This window comes from Streptomyces sp. NPDC102283, from assembly GCF_044766265.1.
Lineage (GTDB): Bacteria > Actinomycetota > Actinomycetes > Streptomycetales > Streptomycetaceae > Streptomyces.
The window spans coordinates 268,922-286,610 of the sequence record NZ_JBIWLQ010000007.1 but is presented as its reverse complement, the minus strand read 5'-3'; the positions used below and the strand labels follow the sequence as shown (position 1 = coordinate 286,610).

14 protein-coding genes are annotated in these 17,689 nt (G+C 73.4%); 12 read left to right on the top strand and 2 right to left on the bottom strand.

Annotation, left to right across the window (positions count from 1 at the left end):
* Positions 1-48 precede the first annotated feature (48 nt).
* Entirely contained in the window at positions 49-3,780 is a 3,732-nt protein-coding gene (locus tag ACIRJT_RS16730; RefSeq protein WP_403909624.1) for an AfsR/SARP family transcriptional regulator, read from the bottom strand.
* Positions 3,781-3,926: 146 nt separating this feature from the next.
* Between ACIRJT_RS16730 and ACIRJT_RS16725 the strand changes: the two genes are divergently transcribed.
* Genes ACIRJT_RS16725 through ACIRJT_RS16715 form a run of 3 tightly spaced genes read left to right on the top strand, consistent with a single transcriptional unit; the run spans position 3,927 to position 7,761 of the window.
* Complete coding sequence (locus tag ACIRJT_RS16725; protein ID WP_403909621.1) at positions 3,927-5,195, top strand: MFS transporter; 1,269 nt, start codon at positions 3,927-3,929, stop codon at positions 5,193-5,195.
* Positions 5,192-6,553, top strand: a complete 1,362-nt coding sequence (locus ACIRJT_RS16720) for an NtaA/DmoA family FMN-dependent monooxygenase (RefSeq protein ID WP_403909618.1) — start codon at positions 5,192-5,194, stop codon at positions 6,551-6,553. Before ACIRJT_RS16725 ends, ACIRJT_RS16720 begins: the two co-directional genes overlap by 4 nt.
* Positions 6,550-7,761, top strand: coding sequence for an LLM class flavin-dependent oxidoreductase (locus ACIRJT_RS16715; RefSeq protein ID WP_403909614.1), 1,212 nt, complete (start codon positions 6,550-6,552; stop codon positions 7,759-7,761). Before ACIRJT_RS16720 ends, ACIRJT_RS16715 begins: the two co-directional genes overlap by 4 nt.
* Positions 7,762-7,812: 51 nt before the next feature.
* Here ACIRJT_RS16715 and ACIRJT_RS16710 read toward each other — a convergent pair whose 3' ends face one another.
* Complete coding sequence (locus ACIRJT_RS16710) at positions 7,813-8,757, bottom strand: carbon-nitrogen hydrolase (RefSeq protein WP_403909611.1); 945 nt, start codon at positions 8,755-8,757, stop codon at positions 7,813-7,815.
* A gap of 206 nt (positions 8,758-8,963) precedes the next feature.
* Between ACIRJT_RS16710 and ACIRJT_RS16705 the strand changes: the two genes are divergently transcribed.
* The 9 genes from ACIRJT_RS16705 to ACIRJT_RS16665 all read left to right on the top strand — a co-directional run bounded on the left by ACIRJT_RS16705 (position 8,964) and on the right by ACIRJT_RS16665 (position 17,654).
* Positions 8,964-10,055: a LacI family DNA-binding transcriptional regulator gene (locus ACIRJT_RS16705; RefSeq protein WP_403909608.1), complete on the top strand. Its 1,092-nt coding sequence runs from the start codon at positions 8,964-8,966 to the stop codon at positions 10,053-10,055.
* Positions 10,056-10,355: 300 nt separating this feature from the next.
* Entirely contained in the window at positions 10,356-11,612 is a 1,257-nt protein-coding gene (locus ACIRJT_RS16700; protein ID WP_403909605.1) for an ATP-binding protein, read from the top strand.
* Positions 11,609-12,013: a roadblock/LC7 domain-containing protein gene (locus ACIRJT_RS16695; protein WP_007452160.1), complete on the top strand. Its 405-nt coding sequence runs from the start codon at positions 11,609-11,611 to the stop codon at positions 12,011-12,013. The genes ACIRJT_RS16700 and ACIRJT_RS16695 overlap by 4 nt, the downstream gene beginning before the upstream one ends.
* Positions 12,010-12,384, top strand: coding sequence for a DUF742 domain-containing protein (locus ACIRJT_RS16690; RefSeq protein ID WP_030578906.1), 375 nt, complete (start codon positions 12,010-12,012; stop codon positions 12,382-12,384). Before ACIRJT_RS16695 ends, ACIRJT_RS16690 begins: the two co-directional genes overlap by 4 nt.
* The gene (locus ACIRJT_RS16685; RefSeq protein WP_018960846.1) at positions 12,359-12,949 is read left to right on the top strand and encodes an ATP/GTP-binding protein; all 591 of its coding nucleotides are present in this window, start codon (positions 12,359-12,361) and stop codon (positions 12,947-12,949) included. Before ACIRJT_RS16690 ends, ACIRJT_RS16685 begins: the two co-directional genes overlap by 26 nt.
* Before the next feature lie 65 nt (positions 12,950-13,014).
* Positions 13,015-14,424 (top strand): cytochrome P450, encoded by a 1,410-nt coding sequence (locus tag ACIRJT_RS16680; protein ID WP_403909601.1) that lies wholly within the window; start codon positions 13,015-13,017, stop codon positions 14,422-14,424.
* 270 nt (positions 14,425-14,694) lie between these two features.
* Complete coding sequence (locus ACIRJT_RS16675; RefSeq protein WP_403909909.1) at positions 14,695-15,822, top strand: cytochrome P450; 1,128 nt, start codon at positions 14,695-14,697, stop codon at positions 15,820-15,822.
* Positions 15,819-16,646 carry an enoyl-CoA hydratase/isomerase family protein gene (locus ACIRJT_RS16670; RefSeq protein WP_403909598.1) on the top strand — a complete coding sequence of 276 codons (828 nt, stop codon included), beginning with the start codon at positions 15,819-15,821 and terminating at the stop codon, positions 16,644-16,646. The genes ACIRJT_RS16675 and ACIRJT_RS16670 overlap by 4 nt, the downstream gene beginning before the upstream one ends.
* A gap of 24 nt (positions 16,647-16,670) precedes the next feature.
* Positions 16,671-17,654: a TerC family protein gene (locus tag ACIRJT_RS16665; protein ID WP_403909595.1), complete on the top strand. Its 984-nt coding sequence runs from the start codon at positions 16,671-16,673 to the stop codon at positions 17,652-17,654.
* Positions 17,655-17,689: the final 35 nt, after the last annotated feature.

Below are 17,689 nucleotides of genomic sequence, written 5' to 3'. Positions count from 1 at the left end.
TGGCGCGGAAGGCTCGGCGGGCTCGGGGGGCTCGGCGGGCTCGGCGGGCTAGGCGGGTTCCGGAAGCTCGGAGGGCTCGGGGCGTGCCAGCAGCGTCCGCACCTCGCGCACCGCGTCCTCGGCGCTCTCCCGGCCGCCCCGGTCGAACGCCTCCGTGAACGCCGGTCCGCCCAGGACGGCCCGGGCCGCCGCCGTGACGCGGTCGACGTCGGCCCGTTCGGCGGGCGGCAGCGGGGCTCCGGCACGGCGTCGGGCCGCGGCGGCGGCGCCGAGGAGGCGGGCGGCGCAGTCGGCTTCCGGCAGGCTCCCCACCAGGGCCGCCGCCCCTGCCAGGCCCTCCAGGGACAGCGCCAGGGCGCGCGGCTCGGCGAGCACACGGGCGACGGCCAGGCCACGCAGGTGGTGCGCGGCGGCCGGGCCCGCCTCGCCCCGGAGTTCGGCGATGAAGCCGAGCTCCGCGCAGAGCAGGTGGTCGCCCGCCCGGGACGAGACGGCGGCGAACCCGTCGCGGATGCGCAGGAGGTGCGCCTCGGCCGCGTCGAGGTCGCCGGAGCGGCGGGCGCCGAGGGCCAGGCCCATCCCGGAGTGGATCTCGCCGTACGTGTAGCCCTGCTCGGCGGCGATCCGCCGCGCCCGCTCGTGCAGGTCACGGGCCCGGTCCCAGTCGCGGGCGAGCAGCGCCAGCCGGCCGAGCCCGGAGAGCCGCGCCGACACCTCCGCCTCAAGGCCCAGCTCGCGCGCCATCCGCAGGCCCTCGTGCTGCCGTCGCCCGGCCTCCTCGTACGCGCCCCTGATCTCGGCGAGCGCGGCGAGCGGTGACACCGTCTGCAATTCACCCCAGCGGTCGCCCAGTTCACGGAAGAGCGCGGCGCTGCGCAATCCGTCGCGATCGAGGCCCGCGAGGTCCCCGCCGACCAGCGCGAGCGTCGACCGCAGGCCGAGTGCGGCCGCGGTGCCCCACGGGTCGTCCGCGGCGGTGAACAGGTCGAGCGCACGGGTGTTCAGCGCCTCGCCCCCGGCCGTGTCACCCGCGCTGAACAGTCCGTACGCGCACAACCACAGCGCACGGGCCCGCCGCACGGGATCGGCGACAGCCTCGGCCGTGACCTCGATCCCGGCCGCGATCCCCGCCGTGATCTCGGTCCCGTCCCCGGTCCCGTCCTCGGCCCCGTCCTCGGCCCCGTCCTCGGCCCCACCGGCACCTCCGGCACCTCCGGCACCTCCGGTCTCTCCGGTGAGCAGGGCGAACGCCCGGTGCAGCAGCACGAGTTCGGCCGTTTCGGCGGACCCCCCGGGTACGGCCGTCAGGACCGCCCGCAGACTCCGCCGCGCCTCGGTGAGGCGGCCTCGCAACAGCCACCACCAAGCCAGCGCCGCAGCCGGCCGCACGACCTCACCCGCCGTCCCCGGGGCCGTCGGCGCACCTGGAGAGGCCGACGCGCCCGGGGAGGCCGACGCGCGGCGCACCGCCTCGTCGAGGGCCGCCCGCAGATTCCCGGCCTCGGCGTCCAGCCGGTCCAGCCAACGGCGTTGCTCCGCGCCGCGCAGCCGGGGTTCGGCGCACCGGGCGAGCGCGAGGTAGTGGCGCAGATGACGGTCGCGTACGGCCGCGAGGCCCTCCGTCGCGTGCAGTTGCTCCGTCGCGTACGCGGCGACGGACTCCAGGAGCCGGTAGCGGGGCCCGTCCGGACCGTTCGCCACGACCACGAGGGACCGGTCGACGAGCCGCCCGACGAGGTCGAGCACGTCCTCCCGGGCGACGCCGTCCCCCGCGCACACGGTCTCGGCCGCGGCGAGATCGCAGCCGTCCCGGTGGACGGCGAGACGGCGCAGGACCACGCGCTCGGGTTCCCCGAGCAGCTCCCAGCTCCAGTCGATCACCGCCCGGAGAGTCTGCTGGCGGGCCGGGGCACCCCGCCGGCCGGTGGTCAGGACCCGGAAGCGGTCGCTCAGCCGCGCCGCCAGCTCCCGTACGCCCAGGGCCCGTACGCGGGTGGCGGCGAGCTCCAGCGCCAGCGGGATGCCGTCGAGGCGGCGGCATATCTCGGCGACGGCCTCACGCTCGGGCCCGTCCGGATCACGGGGGAAGCCGGGGGCCGAGGACGCGGCGCGCTCCACGAACAGCCGGGCGGCCTCGGCGGGCGGGAGCGGCTCGACCAGGAACACCGCCTCACCCGCCAGGCCGAGGGGCTCCTGGCCGGTGGCGAGGACGCGCAGCCCGGGGGCCGTGCGCAGGAGAAGCTCGGCGAGCCCGGCGGCGGCGTCCACGACGTGCTCGCAGTTGTCCAGGACCAGCAGGGTCCGGCGGTCGCGCAGGGCGGCGGCCAGACGGTGCGGCAGGGACAGGGCGCCGGCTCCCACGCCCGGCGCGGCGCTCGCGGCGTCGTCCCGGACGCCCAGGGTGGCGGCGACGATCTGGGCCAGGTCGGCGGGCGTGCCCGTACGGACGCCCGCGAACTCGACGAGCCAGACGCCGTCCCCCGGGCCGCCGTACCTCGGCCCGGGGCCGTGGTCCTCGCCACCCCCGTGGTCCTCGCCGTCCTCGCCGCCTCCCGGGCCGCCGACCACGACACGGTCCCTCTCGGCGGTGGCCGCGGCGACCGCCAGCCGGGTCTTGCCGACCCCGCCAGGTCCGGTGAGGGTCACCAGCCGCTCGCCGGCCAGGAGACGGGAGATCCGGGCCAGCGCCCGACGGCGGCCGACGAGGGCCGTGAGGGGCAACGGAAGGTTCCCCTGAGGCACCTGAGGCACCTGAGGCCCCTGAGGCCCGTGAGGCCCGTGAGGCCCGTGAGGCCCGTGAGCAAGCTGAGGTGTCCAAGGAGTCTGAGGTGTTCGGGGAGCCTCAGGTGTCCGGGGAGCCTCAGGTCTCCGAGGAGTCTGAGGCTCCTGGGGCGCCTGAAGTTCCTGGGGAGCAGGGGAGCCCTGGGAGCGCGGATCCGCGACGAGGCCGGCGCGACCCGTCACGGATACCGGGCGCGAGGCCACGGGACCCGCCCCTCGCACCGCCACCGGCACAGGCACCGACACAGACACCGGCACCGGCATCAGCAGCGGGTCCTGCCGGAGCACCGCCCGGTGCAGGGACGCGAGTTCGGGGCCGGGGTCGACACCCAGCTCCTCGACGAGCCGGCCCCTGAGGTCGTCGTACGACGCGAGCGCCTCGCTCTGGCGCCCCGCCGAGTAGAGCGCCCGCATCTGGACCGCGCGCAGCCGCTCCCGCAGCGGGTGCCGGGCGACGAGATCGGCCAGTTCTCCAGCGAGCAGCACATGATCCCCCGCCTCCCAGCGTGCCTCCGCCTGCTCCTCCAGCACGGACAGCCGCTGTTCCGCGAGGCGCTGGACGGCCTCCCGGGCGAACGGGGCGTCCGCGAAGTCCGCGTACGCGGGGCCCCGCCACAGCCCGAGGGCCTCGGTGAGCAGGGCGGCCCGCGCGTGGGGATCCCGTACGGGGCGGGCCTCGGTCACCAGGGCCCTGAAGCGGTCGGCGTCCACCTCGTCCGTACCGCGCTCCAGCCGCAGCCGGTACCCCGGGGGCTGGCGGACCACGCGGTCGCGGCCGAGCACCCGGCGCAGTTGGGAGACCTTGGCCTGGAGCGCACCCGAGGGATTCCCGGGCGGTGCGTCGCCCCAGAGGTCGTGGATGAGCCGGTCGGCGGCGACCGGGCCGCCGTCGTGGGCGAGGAGGTCCGCCAGCAGGGCCCGGACCTTGCGCTCGGGGACGACCACGTCGTTCCCCTCGCCGTCCCCCACCACCAGTGGCCCGAGCACCCCAAACCGCATACGCGCCACCGTACATGCGGGGAAAGGAGCCGGTCGTCAGCGTTCCCGAAGGTTTCCCGAAGCCCTGCGGCGCACAGTCGTGCCGTCAGTCGGCCACCTCACCGAGCCGCCACCACCCGCCACCCCGGACCCTTGGAGCAGCCCCCATGAGCACCGCACCCGACACGGCCGCCGCCTCCCCGGCGGCACCGGAGCCCCGGAGCGGGGACAGGGCGCAGCAGAAGCTCCCGCTGCTCGCCCTGCTCGCCCTCGCCACCGCCGTCTTCATCACGAGCCTCACCGAGACCCTTCCCGCGGGCCTGCTCCCCGCGATGAGCGCGGATCTCCGGGTGAGCGAGTCCGCGACCGGTCAGACGGTGACGGTCTACGCGATCGGCACCGCCCTCACCGCGATCCCGCTGACGGCGGCCACCGCCGCATGGCGGCGCAAGCGGCTGCTGCTCGCCGCGATGGGCGGCTTCGCCCTCGCCAACACCGTCACCGCTCTGTCGTCCGTCTACGAACTGACGATGGCGGCACGGTTCGTCGCCGGGGTCGCGGCCGGTCTGGCCTGGGCGCTGCTCGCCGGGTACGCGCGGCGAATGGCTCCCCCGCACCTCCAGGGCAAGGCCATCGCCGTCGCCATGGCGGGCATCCCGGTGGCCCTCTCGCTCGGCGTGCCCGCCGGTACGTTCCTCGGCGACGCGCTCGGCTGGCGGGTGGCGTTCCTCTCCATGACCGGGCTCACCGTGCTGCTCCTGCTGTGGATCTCCGCGGCCGTGCCGGACTTCCCCGGGCAGGGCCGCGGCGAGCGGCCGAAGATGCTGCGGACCCTGCGCGTCCCGGGGGTGAGCCCGGTCCTGTTCGTCACGCTGGTCTTCGTCCTCGCCCACACCATCCTGTACGCCTACATCGCCACGTATCTGGAGGACCTCGGCCTGGGCGGCTCCACCGGGCTGATCCTGCTGGTCTTCGGAGCCGCGTCACTCGCGAGCATCTGGATCACCGGCGTCCTGATCCACGACCGGCTGCGCGGCCTGACCATCGCGGGCGCCCTGCTGGTCGCCGTCGCCGCGGCCCTCCTGGCCGTGCTCTCCGACACCACCACCCTGGTCTACGCCGCCGCCGTGCTGTGGGGCCTGGGCTGGGGCGGGATGCCCACCCTGCTCCAGACCGCCGCGGGCGACGCGGGCGGAGCGTCCGCCGACGCGGCCCAGGCGATGCTGGTCACGCTCTGGAACGCCGCGATGGCGGCCGGCGGCATCGTCGGCGGGATCCTCCTCGACACCACCGGCAGCGACTCCTTCCCCTGGGCCGTCCTGCTGCTCCTGCTGCCGGTGATCGCGGTCGTGCTGTACGCCCGTGGCGCGGGCTTCCCCACCCGGCGGAACGTGACCGCGACAGCTACGACCGCCGGCAAGGAGGGGCAGGCATGAGACAGATACACCTCGCCGCACAGCTGCCCGGGATCCACAACGTGACCGTCTGGTCGGACCCCAGGTCGGAGAGCCAGATCGCGATCGACTCCTTCGTCCGGCTCGCGCGGACCGTCGAACGCGGGAAGTTCGACTTCTTCTTCCTCGCCGAAGGGCTGCGGCTGCGCGAGCACAAGGGGCAGGTCTACGACCTGGACATCGCGGGACGCCCGGAGAATCTGACCGTGCTGAGCGCCCTGGCCGCCGTCACCACCCACCTCGGGCTCGCCGCCACGGTCAACGCGACCTATAACGAACCGTACGAGGTGGCGCGCCGGTTCGCGACGCTCGATCACCTCAGCGGCGGGCGGGCCGCCTGGAACGTGGTCACCAGCAACGACGCCTTCACCGGCGAGAACTTCCGCCGGGGCGGCTTCCTGCCCGAGGCCGACCGCTATTCCCGTGCTGCCGAATTCCTGTCCGTGGCTCGCCTGTTGTGGGACAGCTGGGCGGGGGACGACCTGCGCGCCGACGCCGCGTCGGGGGTGTTCGCGCGGGCCGGGGCAGGCCGCTTCGCCCACCACGGGCGGCACTTCGACATCGCGGGCCGGTTCACCACCCCGCCGGGCCCGCAGGGGCGCCCCGTGATCATCCAGTCCGGTGAGTCCGACGCGGGCCGCGAGTTCGCCGCCGCGGAGGCCGAGGTCGTCTTCAGCAAGCACAACCGGCTCGACGCGGCCCGCGACTTCTACCGGGACGTGAAACGGCGCCTCGCCACGTACGGGCGGAGCCCCGACGACCTGTTGATCCTCGCCACCGCCAACGCGGTCGTCGCCGGCACCGACGCGGAGGCGGCGGCGTACGCGGACGAGATCGCCCGCGACCTGGTGAGCCCGCAGACCGCCATCGCCCATCTGGAGGCCGTCTGGGGCCGCGACCTGTCCGCCTACGACCCGGACGGACCGCTGCCCGGCATCGAGCCGCAGGACGACGCCCACTTCCTGCGGGGGCACTCCGTGTTCCGCCGGGACCGGGCCGCGACCGCCCGGCGGTGGCGCGAACTCGCCACGGAACGAGGTCTGTCGATACGGGAGCTGGTCATCGAGGTCGGCGGCCGTCCGACGTTCGTGGGCAGCCCGCGCACGGTCGCGGACGCCATCGACCACTTCGTGCAGACGAAGGGCGCCGACGGTTTCGTCCTCGTCCCCCATCTGACCCCCGGCGGCCTGGACGACGTGGTGGACCGGGTGGTGCCGCTGCTCCAGGAGAAGGGCTCGTTCCGCGCGGACTACACGGGAACGACCCTGCGGGACCACCTCGGCCCGCCCTCCGGTACGACCCGGCGGGCCGTGAACGAGGAGAAGGAGAGCCCCGCATGACCGACAACGCCCCCCTGCGTCTCGCCGTCGCACTCGACGGCGCGGGCTGGCACCCGGCCGCGTGGCGGGCCGCCGGCGCCCGGCCCTCGGAGCTGCTCTCGGCCGCGTACTGGGCCGGGCTGGTCGCCGAGGCCGAGCACGGCCTGCTCGACTACGTCACCTTCGAGGACGCGCTCGGCCTCCAGTCCGCCGCCTTCCACCGGCCCGACGACCGCACCGACCAGGTCCGGGGCAGTGTGGACGCGGTGCTGCTCGCGGCCCACCTCGCGCCTCTCACCACCCGCATCGGGCTGGTCCCGACCACGAACGTCACGCACACCGAGCCGTTCCACGTCGGCATCGGCATCGCCACGCTCGACCACGCGAGCGCGGGCCGTGCGGGCTGGCGCCCGCAGATCTCCTCCCGCGCAGCCGACGCAGGGCACTTCGGCCGACGCCCGACCCCGCAGCTCACCGAGGACGACGTGACCGCGCCGGAGTCGATCGCCGCCCGGCTGAGCCCGCTGTTCTCGGAGGGCGCGGAAGCGGTGGAGGCGGTGCGGCGGCTGTGGGACAGCTGGGAGGACGACGCGGAGATCCGGGACGCGGCCACGGGCCGCTTCCTCGACCGCGACAAGGTGCACCACATCGACTTCCGGGGCACGCACTTCTCCGTCAAGGGCCCCTCGATCACACCGCGCTCACCGCAGGGCGCGCCCCCGGTGGTGAGCCTCGCGCACGCCTCCGTGCCCTACGAGTTCGCGGCGCTCTCCTCGGACGTCGTGCACCTCACGCCGCAGGACCGGGCGGGTGTCTCGGCGGTGCTCGCCGAGGTCGGCGCGGCGGTGGGGCGCACCGGCCGGGACGTAGGGGAGCGGCCGCTCCTGCGGTTCGCGGACCTGCTGGTCCTCCTGGACGAGGAACCGGGCGCGGCCGGGCGCCGCAGGGCGCGTCTGGACGAGTCGGCCGGCGCCCCACTCGCCTCCGACGCCTCGATCTTCACCGGCACGCCCGGCGAACTGGCCGACCTGCTGCTCGACTGGCGTGACGCCGGGCTCGACGGATTCCGGCTCCGCCCCGGCGCCCTGCCGCACGACCTCACGGCGATCACCCGGGGTCTGGTGCCGGAGCTCCAGCGGCGCGGCGCGTTCCGGACGGCGTACGGCGCGACGACGCTCCGCGGCCACCTGGGCCTGGCCCGTCCCGAAAGCCGTTACGCGGGTCGCTGAATCGGGACCGCGCCCGGGTCCGGGTCCGGGTCCGGGTCCGGTGGATCTCGGTCAGCGGGTCCCGGTCAGCGGACCGTACGCGTCCGGGCGGCGGGTGGTCAGGAACGGGAAAAGCTCCAACCAGTCGCGGCGGGCGTCGAGATCGAGATCGGCGACCAGCACGGCGGGCTCGTCACGGGGGGCCTGGGCCAGGACGCGGCCGTACGGGTCCACGATGAAGGAGCTGCCGTAGAAGGTGAGCCCGTTCTCGGCGCCGACGCGGTTCGGCACGATCATGAAGGTGGCGTTGGCGATGGCGTTCCCGGTGATCACCTTCTGCCACAGGGGCTGGGAGTCGAAGCCGGGGAAGCCCGGCTCGGAGCCGATGGCGGTCGGGTAGACGAGGACGTCGGCCCCGGCGAGCGAGTAGGCGCGCGCCAGCTCCGGGAACCACTGGTCCCAGCAGGTCGGCAGGCCGAAGCGGGCCTCGTCGACCGTGACCAGCGGGAAGGCGTCGTCGCCCGCCGGGCCGGGGCGGAACCAGTGGTCCTCGTAATACCCCTCGGTGACCGGGATGTGGGTCTTGCGGGTGCGCTGGGCGAGGGTGCCGTCGGGGGCCACGAGGATCGCGGTGTTGTAGCCGAGGCCGTCGTCCTCGCCACCGGGCGCCGGGGCCTTCTCGTACAGCGAGGCGTGCACGTACACGCCGTACGCCCGGGCGGCCCCCGCGGCGAAGGTGAAGGTGGGGCCGGTCAGCAGCTCCTCCGGTCCGATGGGCCCCGGGTGGTCGGCCCGGCGCACGACGGCGAAGTACGGCGACAGCGTCAGCTCCTGGAGGCAGACCACGCGGGCGTCCTCGGCCGCGGCGAGCCGGATGCCGTCGAGCAGGGCGGCCCGGTGCTCGGCCGGGTCGCGGTGCCAGCGCTGCTGGACCGCCGCCACACGCAGGGGGGCGCGCTCGGCGGGGCGGGTCCGGGTCGGGGACGCGGGCGGGTTGTACGCGGTGATCAGACGCATGGCGGTTCCTGGGGAGGGAGGGGCCGGCGGGGCGGGAACGGGCGGAGCGGCTGGCTACGGGAGTCGGGCACTCGGCTACGGGGAAGTCGGGCACACGACCTGCGCAAGCGTGCCGGAACGTTCCGGCATCCATCGAACCTAACCTTGCCGGAACGTTCCGGCAACCCTTCGGCCCGCCCCTCGACGAACGTCTAGACTTCACCCCCGTGACCTCCCGGACCGTGAACCTGCTCGATGTCGCCCGCGCCGCCGGGGTCTCCAAGAGCACCGCGTCCGACGCGCTCCAGGGCTCGGGGCGGGTCGCGGAAGCCACCCGGGTCCGGGTCCGCGCGGTGGCCGAGGAGCTCGGCTACCGCCCCAACAGCGCCGCCCGGCGGCTGCGCCGCGCCGGCGCCGGAGCCGTCGGGCTGCACCTGCCGGCGACCGCGACCCGGCTGGACTACTACATGAACCTCGCCTTCGGGGCGGTGGAGCGCGCCCAGGAGGACGGGCTCGACGTGGTGCTGCTCGCATCCCGGGGGGCACCGGGCGGGCGGATCGCCTCGCGCGTGGACGGCCTGCTGGTGATCGACCCCGAGGCCGGCGACAGCGCGGTGCCGGCGTTGCTCGACGCGGGCGTCCCGGTGGTGACCGGCGAGCGCTACCTCGGCCCGGCCGCCGGCCCCAGCGCGGCGGTGGTCTGCGACAACGCCGCCTCCCTGACCGCCCTCCTCGACCACGTCGCCGAACGGGGCGCCCGCCACCCCGCACTCCTGGCGCCCGCGGGCTCCTCCGCCTGGGCGACCGCCCTGCGCTCGACGGCCCGGGCCTGGGGGCTGGCCCACGGGGTGGAGGTGGCGCTGCGCACCGTGCCGTTCGCGGCGACCCCGGGCGAGGCCGAGGCGGCCACCCGGGAACTCCTCGCCGCCCACCCCGCCGTGGACGCCGTGATCAGCGCCCCCGACGGCTCCGCCCCGGGCGTCCTGCGCGCCGCGGCGGCCCTCGGCCGCCCGGTCGGCGCGCTCGACGGCGGCGACCCGGGCCGCGCCCTCCACGGCGGCACTCCGCGCCGCGCACCCGACGGCGGCGACCCGGGGGTCCCGCCCGGCGGCGGCCTGCTCGTCGCGTCCTGCGTCGACGGCGCCGCCACCCGGGGCGCGCAGCCGCCCGTCACCGCCGTCGACCTGCGCCCTGCCGCGTACGGCCGCGCCTGCGCCGAGCTGCTCTGCGACATCCTCGCGGACCGCGCGGCGCCCGATACCGTCCGGCTGCACGCCTGGACCCTGGAGACCCGCGCCTCGACGGGGCGGCCGAGCTGACCAACCCCCGCCGGACGGCGACCGGTTGCCGTCCGCCACGTCTTCGCAATGTGAACGTTGTGAGTCGACTGGCAACTGGCGTGGCGGCCTTGACATTTCACGGCGCGGCCGGTGATAAGATCATCTTACTTCCAGTGGGCTGATGGCGTGTGGGGGCATTCCGGGAGGGATGAAATCCTCGGCCCCACCTTCGGAGGGGCACCTCCCGAAGCGGCGCACGGTCGTGGCGAACGAGCCTTGGCTGCGTGCCGCCTGACGGGGTGTCAAGCCGTTTCCGCCATGGCACTTGAAGTGAGTCTCATGACATTTCCACAGGGCCCCGTCATCTGGGCGCTGGTTGTCGTAGCACTGGTCGCCGTGGGTGCCGTTCTGCGGGCTCGCGCGACCAACGTCAAGCTCCGCAGACACCATGCGGAGCTGCGCCAGGAGCGCGACGCGCTCCTGCACCAACGGGACGAGCTCCACGTCGTCCACAACGGTCTGCTCCAGCGTCAGTCCACCGAGCTGGCGGAGGTCCGCAAGGACGCCGAGGAGGAGACCAAGGCCGTCCTCAAGGCCGCCGTCCGCACCCTCCAGGGTCTCGCGGACGAACAGCAGGTCGTGATCGAGAAGGCCCAGCGCAAGTACGGCGACGACCCCGGGATCCTCGCCGACCTGATGGCCATGGACCACGCCAACAGCCAGTTCGGCCGGCGCGCCCAGGGCATCGCCGTGCTCTGCGGCGGCTGGCTCGGCCGGCGCGAGACCGTGGCCTCCGTCTTCGACGTGGCCCGCAGCGCCCAGGGCCGTATCCGGCACTTCGACCGGGTCCGGGTCAACGGCCAGGTGAACTTCTCCGTCGTGAGCCGGGCCGTCGAGCCGGTCGCCGTGGTCCTCGCCGAGCTGCTCGCCAACGCCACGAACTACTCCGCTCCCGGGACCCCGGTCGAGATCAACATCCAGGCCGTGCCGACGGGCGTCTGCCTCATCGTCGACGACGCCGGCCTCGGCATGGGCCAGGAGGAGAAGGACCGCGCGGCGGCTCTCCTCTCCCCCCAGGCCGCGATCAGCGTCTCCAGCCTGGGCATCCCGCCGCAATTCGGGTTCGCCGTCTCCGGGATGCTCGCCGCCCGCTACGGCTTCCGGGTCTCGGTGGACTCCGTTTCCCCCTATGGAGGCGTACGCGCGGTGGTCCTCATCCCCGACGAACTGCTCACCACCGAGGCGCCGCCGGCCGCGGCGCCCGCCGAAGCACCCGCAGCGGCCGTTCCCCCGTCGCCGCAGGTGCAGCAGGTGCGGCAGGCGGACCAGTGGCAGGCCCCGGCTCCGGCGCCCACCCCGCTCTTCCCGCCCGCCCCGCAGCAGCCCGACACCGCCACCCAGCCACTGGCCCAGATCACCACCACCGCCGGGGGGTTGCCGAAACGTCGTCGTAAGAGCCCGGTCTCCGCCGTGCCCTCGGCGGAACCGGAGCCCGTGCGCAGCAACGAGGAGACCGCCTCCCGACTCGGCGCGTTCCAGCGCGGCACCCGGTCCGGACGCGACACGACGACGACGGAAGGACCCGAGTTCCAGTGAACCCCGATCTGTCCTGGGTACTCAACGACCTGCTCCAGGTACCCGGCGCCCGGCACGCGATCCTGGTGTCCGCCGACGGCCTGCTGCTCGCCAACTCCAGCGAGATCGGCCGGGACGACGCGGAGACCGTCGCCGCGGCGATGAGCTCCATGCAGTCCCTCAGCCGGGCCGTCGCCCCCTTCATCGGAACCCGTGAGCCGGGCCGCTGGCGGCAGACGCTCCTGGAGTACGAGGACGGCTGGATCTTCCTGATCGCCGCCGGCACCGGCGCCTACCTGGCCGCCACCGCCGCCGCCGACGTGGACATGGAGGCGATGTCCTTCCGGATGCAGCAGCAGGTCACCGCACTGGGGAAGGCGATGACCACGCCGCCCCGCCAGAACGCGAGCAGCGAGATATGACGGCGCCGGGCGAGGAGCAGCAGGTCAGCAGCGGGTTCGTCCGGTCCTACGTCATCACCGGCGGGCGGGGGCTGCCCGACGCGGAGGACCTCTCCCTCGTCACCCTGGTCACCCTCGCCCCCGACCGCCAGCCGCCGCCGAACCCGAGCCCCGAGGTCAAGGCGATCTGGGAGCTGTGCTCCGGCGGCTATCTGTCGGTGGCCGAGGTCGCGGGCCATCTCGGCCTCCCGGTCGGGGTGGCCCGTCTCCTGCTCCAGGATTTACACCAGCAGGGACACCTGCTGCGCCGGAAGGCGCCGCCGCCGGCCCAGCTCGTTGACAGGAAGATCCTCGAAGAGGTGTTGCATGGACTCCAAGTCCGGTTCGGCTGAGAGCATCTATGTGCCGGACGCGGTGCAGCGTGCGGCGAAGATCCTCGTCGTCGGGCACTTCGCCGTGGGCAAGACGACGCTGATCGGCACACTGTCCGAGATCACTCCGCTGCGCACCGAGGAGCGGATGACCCAGGCCGCGGCCCAGGTCGACGATCTGCGCGGGGCCCCCGACAAGAAGACGACGACGGTCGCCCTGGACTTCGGGCGCCTGACGCTCAGCGACGAGCTGGTGCTGTACCTGTTCGGCACGCCGGGCCAGCAGCGGTTCGTGGAGCTGTGGGAGGACATGGCGCGCGGCTCGCTGGGCGCGCTTCTCCTGGTCGACCCGGCGCGGCTCGCCGACACCTTCCCCGTCATCGACCTGGTCGAGACGTACGGGCTGGAGTACGCGGTCGCCGTCAACAGCTTCGACCCGTACTCGCAGCACGCCGAGAACGAACTGCGCGAGGCGCTCGACCTGCTGCCGGACACCCCGGTCGTCTTCTGCGACGCCCGGGACCAGAACTCCTCCGCACAGGCCCTGATCACCCTGGTCCGCCACCTGCTGGCGCACGCCGCCTGACGCACCCCCAGACGTATCCCGAGCCGGGGCCTACCGGGCCCCGCGATCACACCGAGGAAGCCGACATGGACCCGTCGCCGGGAGCCACCCCGTACAGCGCCCCCGCCGGGTGCCCCATGCACCAGCAGCAGACGTCGCTGTACGGACCGGAGTTCGCCGCCGATCCGCACCGCTTCTACGACGCGGCCCGGGCGCACGGCCCGGCCGCGCCCATCGAGCTGGCCCCCGGGGTGGACGCCACGCTGATCGTGCAGCACGAGGCGGCGCTGCGGGTGCTCCAGAACCCGGCGCTGTTCGCCCGGGACTCGCGGCGCTGGGCCGCGCTGCGCGAGGGCGCCGTCCCCATGGACAGCCCCGTCGTGCCGATGATGGTGTACCGGCCCAACTGCCTTTTCACCGACGGCGCGGAGCACCTGCGGCTGCGCAAGGCGGTCACGGAGTCGCTCGCCCGGCTCAACAGCTCCCGGCTGAGCCGGGACGTCGAGCGGATCGCCGACTACCTGATCGACCAGTTCATCGAGCGCGGCACCGCCGATCTGCTCAACGAGTACGCCAAGCTCCTGCCGCTGCTGCTCTTCAACCAGCTCTTCGGCTGCCCCGGCGACATCGGCGACCGGCTGACCCGCTCGATGTCCGCCATCTTCGACGGCGAGGACGTGCTCCGCGCCAACGCCGAGCTGACCGAGTGCCTGATGGAGCTGGTGGCGATCAAGCGCCGCCAGCCCGGCGAGGACATCACCTCCTGGCTGGTCCAGCACCCGGCGGGGCTGCGGGACGAGGAGCTGAAGGACCAGCTGGTGATGCTGATGGGCGCGGGCGTGGAGCCGGAGCGCAACCTGATCGGCAACGCGCTGCTGCTGATGCTCGCGGGCGACCAGCCGGGCGCGCCCGAGCGGCGCGGTTCGGGGCTGCTCGTCGAGGACGCGCTGGACGACGTCCTGTGGAACAACCCGCCGATCGCGAACTATGCGACGCACTACCCGGTGCGGGACATCGAGCTGGACGGGATCGTGCTGAAGGCGGAGACCCCCGTACTGATCAGCTTCGCCGCCGCGAACAGCGACCCGGGGCTCACCGACGCCCGCCAGACCCTGAGCAAGGGCGCCCACCTGGCCTGGGGTGCGGGCCCGCACGTGTGCCCGGCCAAGTCGCCGGCGACGCTGATCGCGCTGACCGCGATCGAGAAGATCCTCAACACCGTTCCGGACCTCGCGCTGGCCGTGCCCGCCTCGGGTGTGGCCTGGCGGCCGGGCCCGTTCCACCGGGCCCTGGTCGCGCTGCCCGTACGGTTCACCCCGACGGCCGCACGGCGTACGGGGACCGGGGCGCAGCCTCCGGCCCCGACCTCGGCCCAGCTGCCCGACCCGTTCCGGAACGCGTCCTCCGCGCCTTCGGTGACACCCCGTCACGCCCAGGATCAGAGCAAGAAGCAGAAGGGCTGGTGGAGTTCGTTCCTCGACGTGTTCCGCGTATGACCCACGGGCCGACAATTCGCATATGACAACGGGCATTTAGTGACGATTGCATGTGACGGGGGCAACAAAGAAGGATGCTTGGCGCCGATATTTGGAGGGGTAGGTTCAGGGCGGTAACCATGGGCCTAGGTCGAGGAACTCTGCGTGAGCATCACAGGCGGTACAGCCAGGACGCCCGATGGACGGCGCGCGGTCATCGGTCTGCTCCGCAGACTCAATTCCCCGGAAGGACAGGCCGAGCCGTACGGAATACTCGCGGAGCTGCGGGCGATGGGTGACGTCGTCCGCGCTCCGTGGAACGGGTATTTCGTCACCGGTTTCGACGCCTGCAGCCAGGTGCTCCGGGGCCGCAACTGGCTCGCGCCGGACCTCGCCTGGCAGCAGCGGCAGGACGACTCCAAACAGTGGGACGCGATCGCGACCCGGGAGATGACCACCACCCTCGCCCGGCTCAACGCCCCCGAGCACACCTGCCAGCGCCGCTCGCTGGGCAACCTCTTCGACCGCTCCACGATCGAACGCCTCACCCCCGACGTCGAGCGCGACGCCGACCGGCTCCTGGACGAGCTGGCGGAGAAGCTCCGCTGGGGCGAGGCCGACTTCGTCTCCACCGTCAGCGAGCAGCTGCCGGTCATGACCGTCGGCGCCTGGCTGGGGATACCGCCCGAGGACTACCCGGACATCCTGGAGATCACCCACAACCAGGTGTTCGCCCAGGAACTGCTCCCCACCAAGTCGCAGCTCGCCGTCTCCGAGGAGGCGACCCTGCGACTGCGCGCCTACTTCACCGGCCTGGTGGCCCGGCGCCGGGCGGAGCCCCGCCACGACGTGCTGACCGGCTGGATCCACACCTGGGACGCGATGGAGCCGGACCGGGAGCGGGCGGACGAGATCCTCTACCGGCTCACCATGTTCGTCACCATCGCCTCGCTGGAGACCACCGCGACGCTGCTCTCCTCGATGACCTCCCTGCTGACCGAGCCCGGCCGGTGGGCGTGGCTGCGGAAGTACCCGGAACACATCGACGCGGCCGTCGACGAGGTCCTGCGCCATGACCCGCCCATCCACATCAACACCCGGATCGCCGCCGAGGACACCGTCCTGGCCGGGGTCCCGATCAAGAAGGACAGCATGATCCACGTCCTGTACGGCGCGGCCAACCACGATCCGCGGCGCAACCCGGATCCGGGCGCCTTCGACATCCTGCGCGGCGGCAGCCACCTCACCTTCGGCGGCGGGGTGCACTACTGCCTGGGCGCGGCGCTGGCCAAGCTGGAGGCGCGGACGCTGCTGGCGCGGATGCTGGATCGTTTCCCCACCCTGCACACCGTCTCGCGGCCGGTGTACGCCCCCCGGATGGTCTTCAGACGGATCACCTCCCTGGGCGTGGCCCTGTGAAGCTCTCGCTCCCCGAGTTCCTCTCCCCGGGCGGCCGCTCGGAGGACCGCTCGCCGACGGTACGCACCCGGCGCGAGGGGCCCGTCCTGCATGTGGAGCTGCACGCCCCGGACACCGGCAACGCGGTGACCGAGGCGATGCTCGACGAGCTGCTGGACATCGTCGCCGTCCCGGACCCCGAGGTGCGGGTGCTGGTGCTCAGCGGCGCGGGGGCCGACTTCTGCCTGGGCGGGGACCGCACCGAGTTCGGTCGGTGGCTGGAGGAGGACCCCGCCGGCCGGGGCATCCGGATCGCCGGGGAGAAGGCCCGCCGGGTCTGCGAGGCGATCTCCGGCGGTCGGGCGGTGACCATCGCCCGGGTGCAGGGCAAGGCGGTCGGCGCGGGCTTCGCGCTGGCCCTCGCCTGCGATCTGCGGGTCGGCGCGGACACCGCCGCCTTCCGGCTGCCGGAGCTGGCGCTCGGGCTGCCGACCGCCTGGGGCGGGCTGCTGCCCCGGCTGATCCACGAGGTGGGCGCGGCCCGGGTCCGCGAGCTGATCCTCACCGGCCGGGCCTTCGACGCCGCCGAGGCCCGCGAGCTGTCGGTGCTCCAGCGGGTGGTGCCCGAGGCGGAGCTGGACGCCGCGGTCGCCGCCTGGGCGAAGCCGGTGGTCCGTCGCCCGGAGGCCGCGCTGCGGGTCACCAAGGCGCTGCTGAACTCCTACGCCGCCGCCACCCGGTTGGCCGACCCCTCGTTCCTCGACGCGGAGCTGATGGCCTCGGTCGCGGCCGCCACCCGGCGTCCCCCGGCGGGCGGCAACGGAACGGGCGGGTCACACTCGTAAGAACCCGAGTGGGAGGAACCCGGCGTGGACGTACCGGTGTGGCTCTGGATCGTGTTCGCCGTGACCGTCGTCGTCTCGCTGACGGTCGACCTCCTGGCGCACCGCAAGGCGCATGTCATCGGCTTCAAGGAGGCCGGGCTGTGGAGCGCGCTGTGGGTGAGCCTCGCGCTGATCTTCGGTGCGGTCGTCTTCCTGACGCTCGGGAGCACCGCCGGAACGGAGTACACGACCGCCTGGCTGCTGGAGAAGAGCCTCTCGGTCGACAACCTCTTCGTGTTCGCGCTGATCTTCGCGTATTTCAAGGTGCCCCGGGAATATCAGCACCGGGTGCTTTTCTTCGGCGTCATCGGCGCCCTGGTCTTCCGCGCGGTGTTCCTCACCCTCGGTGTCGCGGTGGTCAACCGTTTCACCTTCGTCCTGTTCCTCTTCGCCGCGATCCTCTTCTACAGCAGCTATAAGATCCTCAGCGGCCAGGAGGAGAATTTCGACCCGGGCAAGAGCTTCGCGGTACGGCTGCTGCGGAAAGTGATGCCGGTCCAGGACCACTATTCCGGGACGCACTTCGTCGTCCGCGAGGAGGGGCGGCGGGTCGCCACCCCACTGCTCGCGGTGGTCGCCGCGATCGAGGCGGCCGACCTGATCTTCGCGGTCGACAGCGTGCCCGCGGTGCTCGCGGTCAGCGACGACCTCTTCATCGTCTACACCAGCAACGCCTTCGCGATCCTGGGGCTGCGGGCCCTGTACTTCCTGCTGGCGGGGCTGCTGGACCGGTTCCACTACCTGAGCCACGGACTGGCGGTCATCCTCGCCTTCATCGCGGTCAAGCTCGTCCTCCAGGCCTGCCACAAGATGATCAGCACCTCGATCCCGGAGATTCCGTCGCCGGTGAGCCTCGCGGTGATCATCGTCATTCTGGCGGTTTCGGTGACGTTGAGCATGCGCCGCCCGGCGAAGAGTCCGGGCGGCACGGACACGTCCGGCACCTCCGGCACCGATACGGACAAGTAGGGTCACGGAAAGCAATGCCATTCCCCGGTATCGCA